Genomic DNA, 17,982 nt, shown 5'->3' on the forward strand with positions numbered 1-17,982 from the left:
CATGCCTGCTAAGAGTCTACGCGGCGCCAACCAAAAATGGCTCACCATCGTTGGCATAGGCGAGGACGGTGTAGCCGGTCTCGGCGACGAGGCCAAGCAGCGGATCGCCGACGCTGAAATCATCTTTGGCGGCAAGCGGCATCTGGCGCTCGTCTCATCATTCGCCAAGGGCGATCCGCGCCCATGGCCGGTTCCCTTCGATGCCAAGATGCACGACGTGCTGTCGCTCGCCGGCAAGCGCGTTTGCGTTCTTGCCTCCGGCGATCCCTTTTTCCACGGCGTCGGCGTCACCCTCGCCCGCAAGGTTAAGCCGCGGGAGATGCATGTCATTCCCGCGCCCTCGGCCATTTCGCTGGCGGCCGCTCGCCTCGGCTGGGCGCTGCAGGACATCGAAACCGTCTCGCTGCATGGCCGCCCCATCGACCTGATCCGGCCATTGCTGCAGCCCAACGCGCGTATCTTGGCGTTGACATCCGACGGCGATGCACCGGCGGCAATCGCCCGCCTGCTCACCGAGCTTGATTTCGGCGCCTCGCGGTTGACGATCCTGGAGGCATTGGGCGGGCCGAACGAGAACCTGCGCACGGCCCGGGCCGATGCCTTCAACCTCGAAACCATCAATCCGCTCAATGTGCTGGCGCTCGAAATTCAATCTGGTCCGGATGCGCGTATCCTGCCTTTGACATCAGGCCTCGCCGATCATCTGTTCGACCATGACGGCCAGATCACCAAGCATGACATCCGCGCCATCACGCTGTCGGCGCTGGCGCCGAGGCGCGGCGAATTGCTGTGGGATGTTGGCGCCGGCTCCGGTTCCATCGGCATCGAATGGATGCTCGCCCATTCCTCGATGCGCGCTGTTGCCATCGAAGCCGACCCGATCCGCGCCGCCCGCATCGGCCACAACGCTGCTGCCTGCGGCGTTCCCGGACTCATCGTAGTCGAAGGCAGCGCACCCAAGGCGCTTGCAAGGCTCGATACGCCAGACGCGATTTTCATTGGCGGCGGCGGCAGCGACGCCGGCGTGCTGGCCGCCGCCATCAAGGCGCTGCGCACCGGCGGCCGCCTCGTTGCCAATGCGGTGACGCTGGAAATGGAGACGCTGCTTCTTGCCCGTCATACCGAGCTCGGGGGCGATCTGACCCGCATCGCCATATCCCGCGCCGTGCCTGTCGGTTCGATGCAGGCCTGGCGGCCGGCGATGCCGGTTACCCAATGGAGTTGGATCAAGCCATGATGGTCGCGGGCATCGGCAGCCGAAAGGGTGTAAGCGTCGAGGACGTGCTTGCCGCGATAGAAACCGCGCTCGAAGCGCACGGGCTGGCGATGACGGCGCTCTCGTCGCTCGCCACCGCCATGCTCAAGAAAGATGAACAGGCGATCGCTGCCGCAGGTCGCACACTCAACCTTCCCGTCATCGTTGTCGATGAGGCAGCGCTTAAAGCAGCGTCGACGAAGGCGCTCAGCAACTCCAGCCTCTCGCAGGATCTGGCCGGCACAGCATCGGTGTCCGAAGCATCGGCGCTGGCCGTCGCCGGCGAAGGCGCCAGGCTGCTGGGACCACGCATCGTACTCGGCCCGGTCACCTGCGCCATCGCCATCAGCGGAGACGCGGCATGACCGTGCATTTCATCGGCGCCGGTCCGGGCGCCGCCGACCTCATTACCCTGCGCGGCGCGCGGCTGCTGGCAAGCTGCCCGGTCTGCCTCCATGCCGGCTCGATCGTGGCGCCCGAATTGCTGCAGCATTGCGCCCCGGGAACGACGCTGATCGACACCGCGCCGATGTCGCTCGACGAGATCGAGGCCGAATATCTGGCCGCCCACAAGGCCGGCCATGATGTCGCGCGGCTGCATTCCGGTGACCTGTCGGTATGGAGCGCGGTTGCCGAACAGATCCGCCGGCTGGAAAGGCACGGCATTCCCTACACGCTGACGCCGGGCGTTCCCTCTTTCGCTGCCGCGGCGGCTGCTCTGCGGCGCGAACTGACCATCCCTGAAGTTGCGCAGAGCCTGGTGCTGACCCGCGTCTCCGGCCGCGCTTCAAAAATGCCGCCTGGCGAAACGCTGGCCGGCTTCGGCCGCACCGGCGCCACGCTTGCCATTCATCTTGCCATCCACGCCATCGATCGCATCGTCGCCGAGCTGACGCCGCTCTATGGCCGCGATTGCCCGGTGGCGGTCGTCTTCCGTGCCTCCTGGCCGGACGAGCGCGTGCTGACCGGCACGCTGGAAACCATCGAGGCACAACTGGCCGCCGACCCGATGGAGCGTACGGCCATCATCTTCGTCGGCCGCTCGCTGGCGGCGGAAGGCTTTGGCGAGAGTTCATTGTACGACGCGCATTACCAGCGGCGTTTTCGCGGACGGGACGGATTGTGAGCGACAGCACCAAAAATAAGAGCGAGAACGCCGCGCTCCAACAGGCGCTTGCCCGGCTGAACTTCAAGCCGCGGACGCTTGAGCCCGGCCATGTCTGGCTCGCCGGCGCCGGCCCCGGCGATCCCGGCTGCCTGACGCTGGAAGTGCTGGCGGCGCTGAGTGAGGCGGATGCGCTGGTCTACGATGCGCTGGTCTCCCCGGACGTCGTCGCGGTTGCCGAAAACGCCGAGCTTTTCTTTGCCGGCAAGCGCGGCGGAAAACCCTCGATGAAACAGGACGACATAACCGCCCTGCTGGTCCGGCTGGCGCGCCAGGGCCGCCGCGTCGTCAGGCTGAAGGGCGGCGACCCCTATATTTTCGGCCGTGGCGGCGAAGAGGCGCTGGCGCTGGCGCGGGAAAACATCCCGTTCCGCGTCCTGCCCGGCCTCACCTCGGGCCTCAGCGCGCTGGCCGCCACCGGCATCCCCGCGACCATGCGCGGCATCAACAAGGCGGTAATCCTGGCGACCGGCCATGCCGCCGGCACCGATGACGATCTCGACTGGGCCGCGATCGCGCGCACCGGCCAGCCTGTTGTGGTCTACATGGGCATGGCCAATCTGCCTGTGATATCGGCCGCATTGCTCGACGGCGGGCTGGCGCCATCGACGCCGGCGGCGGTGATCGTCGCCGCGACGACGCCGCAGGAGCGCATCGTCGTCGCCACGCTGGCCACCATCGCCGAGGAAGCCGCCGCCGCCGGCCTGTCCGCACCGGCGCTGATCGTCGTCGGCGGCATCGTCGCCATGCGCGCGGCGCTGGCGGGTGCATCGTGAGCGCCCGCGCGATCATCGTCGGCGCGCCGCGCTCCGGCTCGGGCAAGACCAGCGTCACCATCGGCATTTTACGCGCACTCACTCGGCGCGGCCTGAAAGTACGCGGCGCCAAGTCCGGCCCCGATTACATCGACCCCGGCTTCCACACCGCCGCCACCGGCCTGTCCGGCGTCAATCTTGACAGCTGGGCGATGTCGCCGTCGCTGCTCAACGCACTGGCCGTAAATGCCGCCGACGACGCCGATTTTGTCATCCTCGAAAGCGCCATGGGCCTGTTCGACGGCATTCCGGCCGCGCCGGGCCGCAGCGGTTCGGCGGCCGATCTCGCGCGGCTCTACGGCCTGCCGGTGCTGCTGGTGCTGGACGTTTCCGGCCAGTCGACCACGGCAGCGGCCGTCGCCAAGGGGTTCGCCATCTATGATCCGGAGGTTCGCATGGCGGGCGTCGTGCTCAACCGGCTGGGCAGCGAGCGCCACCGCCGGCTGTCCGGCGACGCCATCGAGGCGATCGGCCTGCCGGTCGTCGGCGCCATCCTGCGCGATCCCACGCTCAACTTGCCCGAGCGCCATCTCGGCCTCGTCCAGGCCGGTGAATATGATGACCTGATGGCGCATCTCGACCGGTTGGCCGACATGGCGGAAAAGTCGCTCGACCTCGACGCCGTCATGGCGCTGGCAACACCTCTCGCCCCGGAGCCCGGCAGCTTCGACGATGCGCTGCAGCCGCCCGGCCAGCGCATCGCACTTGCCGAGGATGCCGCCTTCACCTTTCTCTATCCGCACGTCGCGGCCTACTGGCGCAAGGCCGGCGCGGAGATCGTTCCGTTCTCGCCGCTCGCGGACGAGGCGCCTGACGACAGCTGCGACGTCTGCTGGCTGCCCGGCGGCTATCCCGAGCTTCACGCCGGCCGTCTCGCCGCCGCTGCGAATTTTCGGAAAGGAACGGCAAGGTTCGCCGGGACGAAGCCCATCCATGGTGAGTGCGGTGGCTTCATGGTGCTTGGCGAAGCCCTGGAAGATGCATCTGGCGAAACGCACAAAATGCTCGGCCTGCTCGGCCATTCAACCAGCTTCGCCAAGCGCAAGATGAACCTCGGCTATCGCGAAGCGCGGCTGCGCGCCGACTGTCCGCTCGGCCCGCGGGGCGCGTTGATCCGCGGGCACGAATTCCATTATGCGCAGATGACGGCTACCGGCGATGACGAGCCCCTGGCCGACCTCGCTGACGGGCAAGGCAATCCGATCGGCGCCTCGGGCTACCGGCGCGGCCAGGTCAGCGGCACCTTCTTCCATGCCATCGCAAGGGGCTGAGGCATGAAGTTCCCGAAGGTCACCCTTTCGCTCCGGCAAATCCCCAGCGATGTTGCCCTCTGCCTGGTCTTCTTCACCAGGCTGCCCTTGCCCGTCATCGACTTTCGCGGCCGCAGCCTTGCCGCCGCGATCTGGGCCGCCCCGGTCGCCGGCCTCGTCGTCGGCCTGATCGGCGCCATCGTCTTTGCCACGGCGGAACGGTTTGGCCTTGCCATCGGGTCGGCGGCAGCCCTTGCCCTGGTTGCAACCGCGGTTACCACCGGCTGCCTGCACGAGGACGGGCTGTCCGATGTCGCCGACGGTTTTGGCGGCGGCAACACGCGCGGTCGAAAGCTGGAGATCATGCGCGACAGCCGAATCGGCGCCTACGGCGCCATGGCGCTGGCGCTGTCGCTGCTCATCCGCTGGAGCGCGCTGTCGGAATTCGTCGATCCCACACAAGCTCTCTTCGCGCTCCTGGCCGCCCATGCGGCCTCGCGCGGCGTATTCGGCGCCTTCATGCATCTCTTGCCCCCGGCGCGCGACGATGGCCTCTCGGCCGGCGCCGGCACCGTCTCGCGGGAAATTGCCCTCGCCGGCGCCGTGCTCGGCGCCATCCCGCTCCTCCTGCTCGGGCTTGGCGGCGCCATCGCGGCGCTTATCCTGCTCGGACTGCTGTTTGCCGCCTTCCACGCGCTTTGCCTCAACCAGATCGGTGGCCAGACCGGCGACACGATCGGCGCTATGCAACAGGTGAGCGAAATCGCGGTGCTGCTCGTCGCTTCCGTAGCCCTTTCCTGACTCTGTTTCGGAGAATTTCCTTCCATGCCTTTCAAATCCCTAGATGAATTGCGCGCTGCTTGCCTCGACCTGCCTGATGGCGATGACGCCGCCGCGAGCGCGGTCGCTCGCCGCCAGGACATGTTGACCAAGCCGCAGGGCAGCCTCGGCCGGCTTGAGTCCATCGCCGCGTGGCTGGCGCGCTGGCAGGGCCGCGACATGCCTAGGCTCGAGCGGGTGAAAGTTTTCGTCTTCGCCGGCAACCACGGCGTTACCGCGCAAGGCGTGTCGGCTTATCCTTCGGAAGTCACGGTGCAGATGGTGGCGAATTTCGCCGGCGGCGGTGCGGCCATCAACCAGCTCGCCCGCATCGCAGGCGCCGAACTCGATGTCATTCCGCTCGATCTTGACCATCCGACCGGCGATTTCACGCAAACGCCGGCGATGGACGACAAGACGTTTCTTGCCGCGGTCTCGGCCGGCTACGATGCGGTGACTGATGATCTCGATCTCGTCTGCTTCGGCGAGATGGGCATCGGCAACACCACGCCAGCCGCCGCGATCTCGGCGGCGCTGTTCGGCGGCGGTGCGGAAAAATGGACCGGACGCGGCACCGGCGTCGACGATGCCGGCCTCGAGCGCAAGGTGGTTGCCATCGAATCCGGCCTGAAACGCCACGCCGCCATTCTTGCCGATCCGCTGGGGATTGCCGCGGCGCTCGGCGGCCGCGAACTCGCCGCCATCTTCGGCGCCACGCTTGCCGCCCGTCACATGGGCATACCGGTGCTGCTTGACGGCTTCGTCTGCACCGCAGCCGCAGCACCTTTGGCAAAGCTGCACTCCACAGGCCTTGCTCATACGATCGCCGCCCACGTCTCTGCCGAGTCAGGTCATCGCGGCCTGCTGGAAGCGCTCAATCTGCCGCCGCTGCTCGACCTCGGCATGCGGCTCGGCGAAGGCTCCGGCGCTTGCCTCGCCGTCAACATCGTCCGCTCGGCGCTGGAGTGCCATGCGAGGATGGCAAGCTTTGCCGAGGCCGGCGTGTCGGAGAAGTAACATCTTCCGGTTGTAGCGATTCTCGAATAGATCTGGTGGATGAAAAAGCTTCACCCGGCTGCCGCTGCTATGACTATCGCCGTGCTGCTTGCTGGTGTGCTTCGGCACAGTGGATATTCAACTTACGGCCCGATCGACACCGCAATTCTCGTTGTTTTTCTGGTTTTCTTCTGGTGGCTCATCAGCGATTTCTCAGGCGGAAAGGCCGCCATTGATGCCGACGACGGTCGGAGCGCGGACAACGGCATGGCTTTTCGGTTCGGCAGGTTTCTGAGCCGCGTTTTTCGGCGCGGCCAATCGTAGTCTTTGACCAAGCTGCAAAGTCCCGCGTCTCACCTGGCCAACGGCGGCCGGGTTGCGAAGGCAGCCAAACACTGATGAACGAGCGCGGCAATTGAACCGGCCTATTCAGGGTCTTTCCACCAAGTCTTTGAAGAATTTGGTGGGTGCGCACAGGATTGAACTGTGGACCCGCTGATTAAGAGTCAGCTGCTCTACCAACTGAGCTACGCACCCACTCGGCCGGCAAAAACCGGCGTTGGCGGGCATATAGCCGCCGATGCCGGTCCTGTCCAGCCCTGCCGGAATCATTTCCCGACAAATCGCCGAAGTGACGCAGATGGTCAGACGAACAGCTTGCCTTCCGCCACCTTGACCGCGTTGCCACCGATGCGCGCCGAGACCAGTTTTCCGCCCTGTACACTTAGTTCCAGGCGGATGCGCGAGGGCCGCCCCATCTCCAGCCCCTGTTCGATCCACAGCTGCGAAACGCCATCCGTCGGAGCGTCGAAATGCATGACGGCGCCGGCGAAAGCCGCCGCCGCCGAGCCGGTCGCCGGGTCCTCGTAGGAAGGCGTGCCGGGCACGATCATGCGCACATGGAAGGCGCTCTCGTGGTTCACCGTCTCTCGGCAATAGACATAGGGACTGGCAAAGGCCCATTCGCTCTTGCGCGGCGCCAGTTCCGACCAGGCCTGGTTGTCGAGCCGGATCCGGCTCGCCGCCTCCAGATTGGCCACCGGTATGGTCACATAGGGCACGCCGGCTGACCAGAACGCGACGCGGTGATTCTCGAAACCGATCTCGTGCGGCGCCAGGCCAAGGGCGGCGCCGATCGCCACCGGGTCGGCTTCGAGCTTCAGCGGCTCCGGCAACTTCGCCAAGTCGAATTCGGCGAATGTCGCGCCATCATGCTTGCTGACGGCACAGCGCACCGGGCCGATGTTTTCCTCCAGCACGAAAATGCTCGCAGCGCCGTCATTGTCGGCCATTTCAGCGAGCGCGATATCGGCCAGTTCGGCCAGCGCGATCGCCGAGCCCACGGTCGGGTGGCCGGCGAAAGGCATTTCATAATCGGGCGTGAAGATGCGGATACGGGCGCGGTGCTTGGGATTATCCGGCGGCAGCACGAACACCGATTCCGACAGGTTGAACTCGCGCGCGATAGCCTGCATCGCAGCCGTGTCCAGTCCGCCGCTGTCCAACACCACCGCCAGCGGGTTGCCGGCCAGCCGATCGGTCGTAAACACATCGTAAAGCAAGTAATCGCGTCTCATGGAGGAAACCTTCCGCTTTGATCCGAATTTCTGCCTCAATCCCAACATGAGCGAAATTTAATTTGATATTCGAACCATTAGCACTGATCTGTGCACTCATAGGGACATATTGCGCTTCAGGGGGTCCGGCGTGGACCAGATTGTCAATCTGCCAAAGACGGAATCGGATTCCGCCATCGAGACCGCGCTCGGGCTCGACCAGACGGGGCGGCGCAAGAATCGCCGCCGCGGCTGGCTCTATGCGCTGCTGGCGCTGATCGTCCTTGTCGCGGCTTTTGCCGGCTACCAGTGGTATGCCGGCTCGCCGGTCAAGATCGACTATACGACGGCGCCCGCCGCCAAGGCCGACCTCACTGTCGAGGTTTCGGCGACCGGCACCTTGCAGCCCCTCACCCAGGTCGACATTTCCAGCCAGCTCTCGGGCATCATTCGTTCAGTCTCGGTCAACGAGAACCAGCAGGTCAAGAAGGGCGATGTGCTGGCCGCGCTCGACACCGCCAAGCTGCAGGTGCAGATCGAACGCGCCGAGGCATCCGCCAAGGCGGCCGCCGCCAATGTCGCGGACGCCACCGTGACGCTGGCCGAGAATGAAAGCGCGCTCGTGCGCGCCGCCGCCCTCACCAAGCGCGGCATGGCCACCGACCAGTCGCTCGAAGCGGCGACCGCGACCCGCGACCGTTCGAAGGCAGCGCTCGATAGCGCCGAGGCCAATCTCGCCATCGCCAACGCCGACCTGAAATCGCAGCAAACCGACCTTGCCAACAGCACCATCTATGCGCCGATCGACGGCATCGTGCTGACGCGCTCTGTCGACCCCGGCCAGACGGTCGCCTCCTCCTTGCAGGCGCCGGTGCTGTTCATCATCGCCGCCGATCTCAGGAACATGGAACTGGTGGCGGCGGTCGACGAAGCCGATATCGGCGCGGTGAAGCCGGGCCAGCATGCCCGCTTCACCGTGGACGCCTTCCCGGAGCGGCCGTTCGACGCCGAGATCCGCGACATCTCCTACGCCTCGGTCACCACCGACGGCGTCGTCACCTACAATGCGCGGCTCGAGGTCGACAACGACGAGCTGTTGCTGCGCCCCGGCATGACCGCCACTGTTTCGGTCGTCACCCGGCAGGCTAAGGACGTGCTGACCGTCCCCTCCTCCGCCTTCCGCTATCGTCCTGCGCAGCAGGCCGCCCGCGGCTGGAGCCTGAGCGACCTGTTCACCGGCCGCATGGGACGTCCCGGCGGCAATCGCCAGCGCCAGGCGGCAGCGCCGCCGACCGACGGCTCACGCATGCTCTACGTGCTGGAGAAAGGCCGTCCGCATCCGGTCAACGTCAGGATCGGCTCGACCGACGGCGAGCTGACCGAGATCACCTCGGGCCTGTCAGAGGGGGCGCAGGTCATCACGGCCTCGCAGCAGCGGAGCTGACTTCGTGGCGATGGGCGCCCCCCTCATCACCTTCGACAAGGTCTGGAAGAGCTACGGCCATGGCGAAGCCAAGGTGCACGCGCTGGCCGGCGTCGACCTGGCGATCCGGCGCGGCGAATTCGTCGCCATCATGGGCCCGTCCGGCTCCGGCAAATCGACGGCGATGAACATCATCGGCTGCCTCGACACGCCGACCGCCGGCACCTATTCCTTCATGGGCGTCGATGCTGGCCGGCTCGACCGCAACCGCCGCGCCATGCTGCGCAACCTCTATGTCGGCTTCGTCTTCCAGGGCTATAATCTGCTGGCGCGCACCACGGCGGCGGAAAATGTCGAACTGCCGCTGATCTATCGCGGCGTGGCCAGCCGCGAGCGCCGCGATCTTGCCATGCAGGCGCTGGCGCAAGTCGGCCTTGTCGGTCGCGAGCATCACACGCCGGCCGAGCTTTCCGGCGGCCAGCAACAGCGCGTGGCGATCGCGCGCGCCATCGTCACGAGGCCGACGCTGCTCGTCGCCGACGAACCGACCGGCAATCTCGACACTGCCCGCACGCACGAGATCATGGAGTTGCTGACGCAACTGAACAAGGAGCTTGGCCTGACCATCACCATGGTCACCCACGAGGCCGACGTCGCCGAATATGCCGAGCGCACGGTGCGCTTCCTCGACGGCCATGTCGCCTCCGACACCATGACCGTCGAGGTGGCCTGACATGCTCTGGGAAACCGTCCGCCTCTCCTTGCGCTCGATCCGCCGCAACATGCTGCGCTCGTTCCTGACCTTGCTCGGCATCGTCATCGGCGTCGCCGCGGTCATCGCCATGCTCACCATCGGCGCCGGCACCACCGCCAAGGTCAAGGACGACATCGCCAAGCTCGGCAGCAATCTTCTGGTTGTGCGCTCCGGCCGCCCGGCCGGCCCCGGCGGCCCGGGCGGGCTCGACCAGGTCGTCCGTCCGCTCACCGAAAAGGATCTTGCCGCGCTCATTGCCCATCTGACAGGCGCACGCGCCATTTCGCCGGCCTCGCAGAAGCAGGTCCGCGTCATCTTCGGTACCGAGAGCCTGACCTCCGGCGTTACCGGCACCGACAGCGCCTATCTCGATGCCCGCGACTGGAAACTGGTCTCAGGCCGTTCGTTCAGCGAGTCCGAGACCCGCTCGGGCACCGGCGTATGCCTGATCGGCGAGACGGTGCGCCAGCAGTTCTTCGGTGCCGGCGACCCGGAGGGCGAAATCATCCGCGTCAACCGCACCTCCTGCAAGATCATCGGCCTGCTCGAGCCGAAGGGCTATACCGGCTTCGGCCAGGACCAGGACAATGTCGTGTTGATGCCGCTGCATGCCTATCAGCGGCGCATTGCGGGCAACCGCAACATCGACAACATCTACGTCGCCGCCGACGACCGCACCCCGACCAGCGAGCTGCAGCCGCGCGTCGAGGATATTCTGCGCGACGCCAGACGCCTCACGCCCGACCGCGAAAGCGATTTCGCGATCCGCGACATGACCCAGATCGCCGATGCCATGGCCAGCGCCACCACCACCATGACCGGCATGCTGGGCGCGGTCGCCGGCGTCAGCCTGCTGGTCGGCGGCATCGGCATCATGAACATCATGCTGGTGTCGGTCACCGAGCGCACCCGCGAGATCGGCATCAGGCTCGCCATCGGCGCGCATGAAAAGCACATCCTCATCCAGTTCCTGGTCGAGGCGACGGTGCTGTCGCTGCTCGGCGGCATCATCGGCATCCTGATCGGGCTCTCGCTGGCCGGTCTCGCCTCGGCGACGCTGGCCATTCCCTTTGCGCCGAGCCCGGCAGTCATCCTGCTCGCCGTCGGCTTTTCCGCGCTGATCGGCATGGTCTTCGGCTTCTTCCCGGCGCTGCGCGGCGCCAGGCTCGACCCGATCGACGCGCTGCGGCATGAATAAGGCGATTGGAAAGCAAAGGCGCGGCTACGACGCTGTTTCCCAGGGATTGATCGTATTCAATCCGGCGGCCGCGAATGGGCCGGTGTCGCGGGTGGCGACCGTAAGACCGTTTGCTGCGGCCGTGGCCGCGATGTAGGCATCCGCATTGCCGATCGCCTTGCCTGAGGCTCTCGCCTTTACCATGAGGTCGGCATAGGCGCGCGACGCGTCGAGGTCGAAAGGCAGAATGCGGCCTGCAAACAGTGGCAACACATCCTGATCGAGACGATTGTCCGCGCACGCACCCGATGTTTGGGGTTGCAGGCAGCCACTCAGACCTTCGTATGCCGGCATTGGCGATCAGCACGGAAGGTAAGGTTTAGTCCGCGTTCGCAAAATGCCACTCGATCAGCGGCTTCATGTGCGGCATCAGCCCGTGCGGCAGGTCGGCGGCGTGGCGGATGATGACCGGACCGACGATCTCCGGTTCGGCCTCGGTTGCGACGAAGGCCGAGATGCGCCGCGCGATCTCCTCGGCGGGCTCGGGAACCCGGTATCGGCGGAAGATCACCGTGCCGCTTTCCGTCGACAGGGCATGGTAATGCAGGCCGCGTGCGGCGCCTGAAATGTCGAGGCCGGTTTCTTCCCGCACCTCGCGGATCATATTGAAATCGACATCGACGAGGCCATCGCGAAAATCGGCCGGTTCGAAGGAACCGGCGGCGAAATAGACGCGGCCGGCAGTAACGGTGTGGGCGGCCATGCGAATCGCCACCAGCGCATTGTCGCCGGCCACGAGCATGGCATGGGCATAGGCGTGCTCGGCGCCCGAATTTTCGCGCCGCTTCCGCCAGAGCATGAAGGTGGAGTAGTTGACCGCGTGGCACCGGCCGACGAGGCGATTGTCGCGCCAGGCAAGTCGCGAGAGCAGCACCACGGGACCGTCGAACAGCGCGGGGTTGGCCGCGATCTCGTGCTGCCAGTTCGCGGCGATCGCCTCGGCATTGTCCAGCGCGAAAGGATGCGGGCCGGGGTCGAGCCTGACATCGACGGCGTCGACCGGCAAAATGACATTGCGCGGCAGGTCGAAGCTCACGGTTCAGGCCATGTCCAGCGTGATCGCCACCGGACAATGGTCCGATGCCTTCGGCCGGTCCCAGCCGGCGCGCGGAAAGCGCTCCACTTCCTGGCCGGCAGGAAAGATCGTGCGCCAGGGCTGGCCGTTGCGGATGATGTCCGGGACGGCGGTGGCGTTCTTAGCCGCCAATCCCCTGGACAGCAGGATATAATCGAGCTGGCACAAATGCCGCTCTTGCGGCCCACGCGTGTGGTAGAAGGTCCAGCGGTTCATTTCCGGCCGCCTCTCGACCACGTTTTCGCAAAAACCGCCGGCCGTCAGCACGTTGATGCAGGACAGGTTCTCGTCGACCACCTCGAAACGATAGCCGTCGAATTCGTCGCCGGCGATCTTCACGCGCTGGCGGTAATCGTTCATGTCGCCGCAGATCGCCCAGCGCTTGTCGGCTGCATGATCCGCCCCGAAGCGCTCCTCGATGATCCGGCGCACCGCCTGCGCCTCCGCGATGCGGATCGGCATCGTCGCTTCACGCCCGTCGAGCCCGTTGCGGGGCGAGCCCATCGACTTGAAGTGCACGAGATAGAGCGTCAGCGGCGAGCCGCCCACGGTAATGTCCACTTCCAGGCAGTCGCGCCGGAAGATACGTTCATTGGGCTGGTTGCCGAGCGCCGCCAGCTCCGGCGTGTGCAGCCCGAACTGTTCATAGGTCACATAGGCGTGGCTGGTCATGCGCACGAATTCGATGGGCTGGCCCTGCGCGGTCTCGCTGCGCATCATCACGGCGACGTCGATGCCGCGCGAATCATTGCCGGCAGCGGTGTACTTCTGGCGGTAGCCCTGCCCCACCATCTTGAAAAGATAGCCATATTCGAACGCCTTGAGGGCTTCGATATTGTCGACCTCCTGCATGCAGATGATATCCGCGCGCGTGGCCGCTATGGCCAGCGCCGTCAGCTGCCGCATGTCGTCCGACTGCGCGATGGCGCGGGCCTGCTCCAGCATCTTGTACTCGGCCTCGCTCTGGATATCGAAGAGAGCCAGCGTCCGGTCCTCGTTGAGCTGGTTGCGGTATCCGGAGAAATCGAACCTGTTCATCAGGTTCTCGACATTGAAGGTTGCAAGACGCAGCGACATATCATGACCTTTGCCCGCAAGCGCGGCAGAAAACAAGGCCGGGCAACCACCAGCTGGAATCGATTGATCCTGGCGCGCCTCGCGCCATGGTTGAGGGAACCTTTCCGTTCATCCGCCGTTCAGACGCAAAGACCCACAGTGGGCCCATCCCAGGGTCGGCGTGGGGCCTGTTCTCTTGGAGAAGTGCAATGAACGCGCTCTTTTCTTCCACAGTCAAATCCGGGCTGATAGCGCTCGGTATCTTCTCCGGCATCACGGCACCATCCGCTGCCGGACCAATCCTTCAGCCGGAGCTGTCGATCCCAGCCAGCACCGCGGCGCCGACGGTCACGCCTGTGCGTGACAGCTGGGCCGGCGGCAACAACCGGAGCTTCAACAACGACTGGAGATGGCGCCGGTCGGGCGGGTGGAACCACGGCAATTGGAACCGCGGCGATTGGGGCGGCCGTCACTGGAGCGGTCGTCACTGGAACGGCGGCGATGATTGGCGTTGGCGCCGCCACCATTATCGCGGCCGCTACTATGATGACAGCGCCGGCGCCGCGATCCTGGGGCTTGGCTTGGGGCTCGGCCTCGGCAGCATGTACAACAACTACAATTACTACGATGCACCGCCGCGCCGCTACTATCGCGCCGGCCGGCTGTCGAGCGCCCATGTCCGGTGGTGCTACAACAGATACCGCTCGTATCGCGCTTACGACAACACCTTCCAGCCCTATAACGGCCCACGCCAGCAGTGCTACTCGCCCTATCGCTGAGCCAGGCCGCACAATCCTGCAATAAAAAACGGCGCCGCGCGGCGCCGTTTCTTTTGGAGCGTGGATCGCTCAGTTCTTCGCCTTGTCGACCAGCTTGTTCTTGGAGATCCACGGCATCATCGCGCGCAGCTTGGCGCCGACTTCCTCGATCTGATGGCTGTCGTTGTTGCGGCGGATGCCCTTGAAACGCGACAGGCCGGCACGGTATTCCTGCATCCACTCCGAGGTGAACTTGCCGGTCTGGATATCCTTCAGCACCCGCTTCATCTCGGCCTTTGTCTCTGCGGTGATGATGCGCGGCCCCGAGACATATTCGCCCCATTCGGCGGTGTTCGAGATCGAGTAATTCATGTTGGCGATGCCGCCTTCATAGATCAGGTCGACGATCAGCTTGACCTCGTGCAGGCACTCGAAATAGGCCATTTCGGGCGCATAGCCGGCTTCCACCAGCGTCTCGAACCCGGCGCGGATCAACTCCACCAGGCCGCCGCACAGCACGACCTGCTCGCCGAACAGATCGGTCTCGCATTCCTCGCGGAAATTGGTCTCGATGATACCCGAACGGCCGCCGCCGACGCCGCAGGCGTAGGAGAGCGCGAGGTCGAGTGCGTTGCCCGAAGCATCCTGGTTGACGGCGACCAGGCACGGCACGCCGCCGCCCTTCTGGTATTCGCCGCGCACCGTATGGCCGGGCCCCTTCGGCGCGATCATGACGACGTCGACCGTCGACTTCGGCTCGATCAGGCCGAAATGCACGTTGAGGCCATGCGCGAAGGCGATTGCCGCGCCGTCGCGGATGTTCGGCGCGATCTCGTTTTTGTAGATGTCGGCCTGCAATTCGTCGGGCGTCGCCATCATCATCAGGTCGGCCCATTTGGCGGCGTCGGCCACGCTCATCACCTTGAGCCCGTCGGCCTCGACCTTCTTGGCGGTCGCCGATCCGGCCTTGAGGCCGATGGCGATCTCCTTGGCGCCGGAATCCTTGAGGTTGAGCGCATGCGCCCGGCCCTGGCTGCCATAGCCGATGATGGCGACCTTCTTGCCCTTGATCAGGTTGAGATCGGCATCACGATCGTAATAGACGCGCATTTTTGTCTTCCTTCCCGTTTGAAGATCAGAGGCCTTGCGGCCCGGTTTTTGCTCCGAAAAGAGCGAGAAACTGCTGCGTCGCGCGGACGGCATCACCGCCGATCGCCGCCTCAGTCAATTCCAGCCGGTCGCCAAGCAAGAGACGGATCTGCACGTCGCGGGCGACCAGCCCGAAAAACGTACGGAACGCCGTCTCGGCGTCCGAGAAATCGAGCAGCCCGGCCTGGCGGCCGGCCTCCAGCACCGGCTTCAGGCGCTTGGCGAGGGCAAACCGCCCGTTCTCCAGCACCACCGCGCCAAGATCATCCTTGCCCGAACCGGCATGGCCGACCGCCACCCGGTTGAGTGCGATCGAAGTGTCGCTGGAAATGACCTTCAGCCAGTCGGAAGCAAATCGCTCCAGGCTCGCGGCCAACGACGCAAGGTCGAGCCCCCTGCCGTCGACCGCCGTCACCCGCACCTTCGAGGCCTGCCATTGCACCGTCGCCGTCAGCAGTCCGTCGCGGTCGCCGAACCATTTGTAGAGCGTTTCCTTGGAGCAGCTCGCCCGCCGCGCCACTGCGGTCATGGTCAGATTGTCGCCCTCTTCGACCAGCAGGCGGAGCGCTGCATCCAGAACCGCCTTCTGACGCTCCGTCAGCGCTTCGCCGTTGTCGATATCGGCATTTGCCTGCAACACGCTCTGTTCCCGTTTGATGGTAGAGCCGTAGATCGCCCGAGCTCAGTACCGTACGTTACGGTTCGGCATATTGCGCAATCCGAAGATCGGCGCAAGGCCAAAATGACGAAATGTCTTTCCCGTGTCCCCGCAGCCGCGCAACGCGTATGTTCAGTCGCCGGCTGGCGGATCGCGCAACCGCCCGAGCAAGGCCGATACCGTGTTCAGTTCTTGCGGCGAAAGCTTGTCGCCAACCAGCTCCGCGATCGACCTGCCATAGACGGCCCACATACGGCGGCGCGTCTCTCGTCCCTTGGCCGTGATGCGGACGGTTTGGCCGCGGCCGTCATCAGCCACCGGCAGCTTCTCGACAAACCCATCGGCTTCAAGTCGGGCCAGCAGCCGCGAAATATTATACTGCGCGAACAGGGTTCGTTCGATCAGCTGGAACGGCCGCAAGCCGCCCTCGCCCGCCTCAGCGAGTTCGTGCAGCACGTCATACCAGGCAAGCGGCGGCAGGCCGCCTTCCTTCAGCGCGTCTTCGGCACGTTCCACCAGCTGGCGTGATACCCGCATCAGGCGTGCCCAGGTCTTGATGGCCTCCGGCGATGGCATGGCTGTCTCGATCATGACGGCATCATAAGAGATAGATGCAATTGCATCAAGCTTGACGACCAATGCATTTGCATCTAGATAGATGCGAATGCATCGATATTGAGAGGCAAATCCGATGAAGCATGCCAACACCCTCATTCTCGTCAGCCATCCCCTTTGCCCCTATGTCCAGCGTGCGGCGATCTCGCTGACCGAGAAAGGCGTGCCGTTCGAGCGCGTCGACATCGACCTCGCCAACAAGCCTGACTGGTTCAAGGCGGTCTCGCCGCTCGGCAAGGTGCCGCTGCTGCGCGTGCAGCGGGGGAACGATGAAACGGTGATCTTCGAATCCGCCGTCATCCTCGAATTCCTCGAAGAAACTGAGGCCAATCCCCTCCACCCGGCCGACCCCTATGCCCGTGCCCGGCATCGTGCCTGGATCGAGTATGGCTCAGCCATCCTCAACGCCGTCGGCCGGTTCTATTCGGCGTCGACCGAGGCAGGATTCCTTGCCGAGTCTCGGACGCTGTCGGAAATGTTCGATCGTGTGGAGACCGAATTGGCGGGCGAAGCCGGCCGGACTGGACCATGGTTCGAAGGCGGGCGCTTTTCGCTCGTCGACGCAGTCTACGGCCCTGTCTTCCGCTACATCGATACCTTCGACCGGATCGGCGATTTCGGCATTCTGGACGGCAAACCGCTCGTCCAGGCCTGGCGCCAGGCATTGAGTGGACGCCCGTCCGTCAAGCATGCCGTGGCGCAGGACTATCCACTGCGCCTGCATGCCTTCCTGCGGGCGAAGGGATCGTATCTTTCGACGGTCATTCGCAAGAACGATCCGGCCAGCGCGCTTCCGCCAGCCCAGTTCGCCTGAACGGATGGACCACCGTGCCGGCCACCATTGAGGCGAGGAACTGCGGCGAATGCGCGGCGTCGCGGCGCCACCCCGCGGCTTATGCCTGGGCGGCATCAAAATCCGCACGCGCTTCGCGCACCGCATCATGGTTGAGTTCGGCCCATAGGATCAGTTGATGAAAGGCGCCGAACATCGAGCGCCCGAGATCGGTCAGGCTGTATTCAACGCTCGGTGGTTTGGTCGGGAACACTTCACGATGCACATAGCCGTCGCGCTGCAAATCATGCAGTGTCTGGGTCAGCATGCGCTGCGAAATGTCGGGCACCAGCCGCCGCAACTCACCGAAGCGATACGGCCTTTCAGCCAGCGCCATCACCAGCAGCGATCTCCATTTGCCGCTGACGCCCTGGATGACATTGCGAACCGGACAGTCGGCAAAATTACCGCCCCCGCTCATCGCTTTGTAGGTCTCCAGCTTCGATTTCAGATTGGTGACCTTGCCGTCCATCGCTGGTTCCCTGGATGTGCCTACCTCCCGAAAAACTGCCTCCTTTACGGTGACAGGTCAATTCCTATTTTAGTGCTAGTCTCTTTCTGAGACCACT

General features: G+C 64.8%; 20 protein-coding genes, 1 tRNA gene and 1 pseudogene. 13 read left to right on the forward strand and 9 right to left on the reverse strand.

All coding sequences use genetic code 11. The features are described 5' to 3' along the window. The first annotated feature begins 1 nt into the window (after position 1). Genes cbiE through FJ443_RS14790 form a run of 8 tightly spaced genes read left to right on the forward strand, consistent with a single transcriptional unit; the run spans position 2 to position 6,624 of the window. Positions 2-1,237 carry a precorrin-6y C5,15-methyltransferase (decarboxylating) subunit CbiE gene (gene cbiE / locus FJ443_RS14755; RefSeq protein WP_140664635.1) on the forward strand — a complete coding sequence of 412 codons (1,236 nt, stop codon included), beginning with the start codon at positions 2-4 and terminating at the stop codon, positions 1,235-1,237. After that, positions 1,234-1,620, forward strand: a complete 387-nt coding sequence (locus FJ443_RS14760; RefSeq protein WP_140623188.1) for a cobalamin biosynthesis protein — start codon at positions 1,234-1,236, stop codon at positions 1,618-1,620. The genes cbiE and FJ443_RS14760 overlap by 4 nt, the downstream gene beginning before the upstream one ends. Next, a complete protein-coding gene (cobM, locus tag FJ443_RS14765) occupies positions 1,617-2,381 on the forward strand; it encodes a precorrin-4 C(11)-methyltransferase (RefSeq protein ID WP_140623186.1) in 765 nt (254 codons plus the stop codon). Before FJ443_RS14760 ends, cobM begins: the two co-directional genes overlap by 4 nt. Continuing rightward, complete coding sequence (gene cobA / locus FJ443_RS14770; protein ID WP_140664638.1) at positions 2,378-3,196, forward strand: uroporphyrinogen-III C-methyltransferase; 819 nt, start codon at positions 2,378-2,380, stop codon at positions 3,194-3,196. The genes cobM and cobA overlap by 4 nt, the downstream gene beginning before the upstream one ends. Then, positions 3,193-4,506 carry a cobyrinate a,c-diamide synthase gene (locus FJ443_RS14775; protein ID WP_140664641.1) on the forward strand — a complete coding sequence of 438 codons (1,314 nt, stop codon included), beginning with the start codon at positions 3,193-3,195 and terminating at the stop codon, positions 4,504-4,506. The genes cobA and FJ443_RS14775 overlap by 4 nt, the downstream gene beginning before the upstream one ends. Positions 4,507-4,509: 3 nt before the next feature. Then, positions 4,510-5,286: an adenosylcobinamide-GDP ribazoletransferase gene (gene cobS / locus FJ443_RS14780; protein WP_140664644.1), complete on the forward strand. Its 777-nt coding sequence runs from the start codon at positions 4,510-4,512 to the stop codon at positions 5,284-5,286. A gap of 24 nt (positions 5,287-5,310) precedes the next feature. Then, positions 5,311-6,321, forward strand: coding sequence for a nicotinate-nucleotide--dimethylbenzimidazole phosphoribosyltransferase (gene cobT / locus FJ443_RS14785; RefSeq protein WP_140664646.1), 1,011 nt, complete (start codon positions 5,311-5,313; stop codon positions 6,319-6,321). Positions 6,322-6,360: 39 nt separating this feature from the next. Beyond that, the gene (locus FJ443_RS14790) at positions 6,361-6,624 is read left to right on the forward strand and encodes a hypothetical protein (protein ID WP_140516441.1); all 264 of its coding nucleotides are present in this window, start codon (positions 6,361-6,363) and stop codon (positions 6,622-6,624) included. A 137-nt stretch (positions 6,625-6,761) separates the two neighbouring features. On the opposite strand, the gene FJ443_RS14795 is transcribed toward FJ443_RS14790, so the two are convergent. Then, positions 6,762-6,837 (reverse strand) — tRNA-Lys (locus FJ443_RS14795). A gap of 107 nt (positions 6,838-6,944) precedes the next feature. After that, complete coding sequence (locus FJ443_RS14800) at positions 6,945-7,877, reverse strand: PhzF family phenazine biosynthesis protein (protein ID WP_140554991.1); 933 nt, start codon at positions 7,875-7,877, stop codon at positions 6,945-6,947. A 130-nt stretch (positions 7,878-8,007) separates the two neighbouring features. Here FJ443_RS14800 and FJ443_RS14805 point away from each other — a divergent pair, with 130 nt between their 5' ends. From FJ443_RS14805 to FJ443_RS14815, 3 genes are read left to right on the forward strand one after another with little or no spacing between them, the layout of a single operon-like run. Beyond that, positions 8,008-9,300 carry an efflux RND transporter periplasmic adaptor subunit gene (locus FJ443_RS14805; protein ID WP_140516443.1) on the forward strand — a complete coding sequence of 431 codons (1,293 nt, stop codon included), beginning with the start codon at positions 8,008-8,010 and terminating at the stop codon, positions 9,298-9,300. A gap of 4 nt (positions 9,301-9,304) precedes the next feature. After that, a complete protein-coding gene (locus FJ443_RS14810) occupies positions 9,305-10,012 on the forward strand; it encodes an ABC transporter ATP-binding protein (RefSeq protein ID WP_140516445.1) in 708 nt (235 codons plus the stop codon). Between the two features lies 1 nt (position 10,013). Next, on the forward strand, positions 10,014-11,231 hold the full coding sequence (locus FJ443_RS14815) for an ABC transporter permease (RefSeq protein ID WP_140521160.1): 1,218 nt from the start codon (positions 10,014-10,016) through the stop codon (positions 11,229-11,231). Between the two features lie 24 nt (positions 11,232-11,255). Here the strand turns inward: FJ443_RS14815 and FJ443_RS14820 are convergent. The 3 genes and pseudogenes from FJ443_RS14820 to FJ443_RS14830 all read right to left on the reverse strand — a co-directional run. Further along, positions 11,256-11,504 (reverse strand): annotated as a pseudogene (locus FJ443_RS14820) (PIN domain-containing protein); the annotation flags it as partial. Between the two features lie 85 nt (positions 11,505-11,589). After that, on the reverse strand, positions 11,590-12,306 hold the full coding sequence (locus FJ443_RS14825) for a hypothetical protein (RefSeq protein WP_140495404.1): 717 nt from the start codon (positions 12,304-12,306) through the stop codon (positions 11,590-11,592). Positions 12,307-12,309: 3 nt separating this feature from the next. Next, positions 12,310-13,422, reverse strand: coding sequence for an endonuclease/exonuclease/phosphatase family protein (locus FJ443_RS14830; protein WP_140554989.1), 1,113 nt, complete (start codon positions 13,420-13,422; stop codon positions 12,310-12,312). A 188-nt stretch (positions 13,423-13,610) separates the two neighbouring features. On the opposite strand from FJ443_RS14830, the gene FJ443_RS14835 reads away from it, so the two are divergent. Further along, positions 13,611-14,180 (forward strand): BA14K family protein, encoded by a 570-nt coding sequence (locus FJ443_RS14835; protein ID WP_140495400.1) that lies wholly within the window; start codon positions 13,611-13,613, stop codon positions 14,178-14,180. A gap of 69 nt (positions 14,181-14,249) precedes the next feature. On the opposite strand, the gene ilvC is transcribed toward FJ443_RS14835, so the two are convergent. From ilvC to FJ443_RS14850, 3 genes are all read right to left on the reverse strand, one after another. Continuing rightward, positions 14,250-15,269, reverse strand: coding sequence for a ketol-acid reductoisomerase (gene ilvC, locus FJ443_RS14840; protein WP_140495398.1), 1,020 nt, complete (start codon positions 15,267-15,269; stop codon positions 14,250-14,252). 25 nt (positions 15,270-15,294) lie between these two features. Next, on the reverse strand, positions 15,295-15,948 hold the full coding sequence (locus tag FJ443_RS14845) for a TetR/AcrR family transcriptional regulator (protein WP_140516455.1): 654 nt from the start codon (positions 15,946-15,948) through the stop codon (positions 15,295-15,297). Positions 15,949-16,098: 150 nt separating this feature from the next. Then, positions 16,099-16,557: a MarR family winged helix-turn-helix transcriptional regulator gene (locus FJ443_RS14850; protein ID WP_140516702.1), complete on the reverse strand. Its 459-nt coding sequence runs from the start codon at positions 16,555-16,557 to the stop codon at positions 16,099-16,101. Between the two features lie 100 nt (positions 16,558-16,657). Here FJ443_RS14850 and FJ443_RS14855 point away from each other — a divergent pair, with 100 nt between their 5' ends. Further along, positions 16,658-17,395: a glutathione S-transferase family protein gene (locus FJ443_RS14855; protein ID WP_140554986.1), complete on the forward strand. Its 738-nt coding sequence runs from the start codon at positions 16,658-16,660 to the stop codon at positions 17,393-17,395. Between the two features lie 79 nt (positions 17,396-17,474). Here the strand turns inward: FJ443_RS14855 and FJ443_RS14860 are convergent, their stop codons facing one another. Continuing rightward, positions 17,475-17,885 (reverse strand): helix-turn-helix domain-containing protein, encoded by a 411-nt coding sequence (locus tag FJ443_RS14860; RefSeq protein ID WP_140495388.1) that lies wholly within the window; start codon positions 17,883-17,885, stop codon positions 17,475-17,477. Between the last annotated feature and the right edge of the window lie 97 nt (positions 17,886-17,982).

Origin of the sequence: Mesorhizobium sp. B2-6-1, from assembly GCF_006440475.1 — a bacterium.
GTDB lineage: Bacteria > Pseudomonadota > Alphaproteobacteria > Rhizobiales > Rhizobiaceae > Mesorhizobium.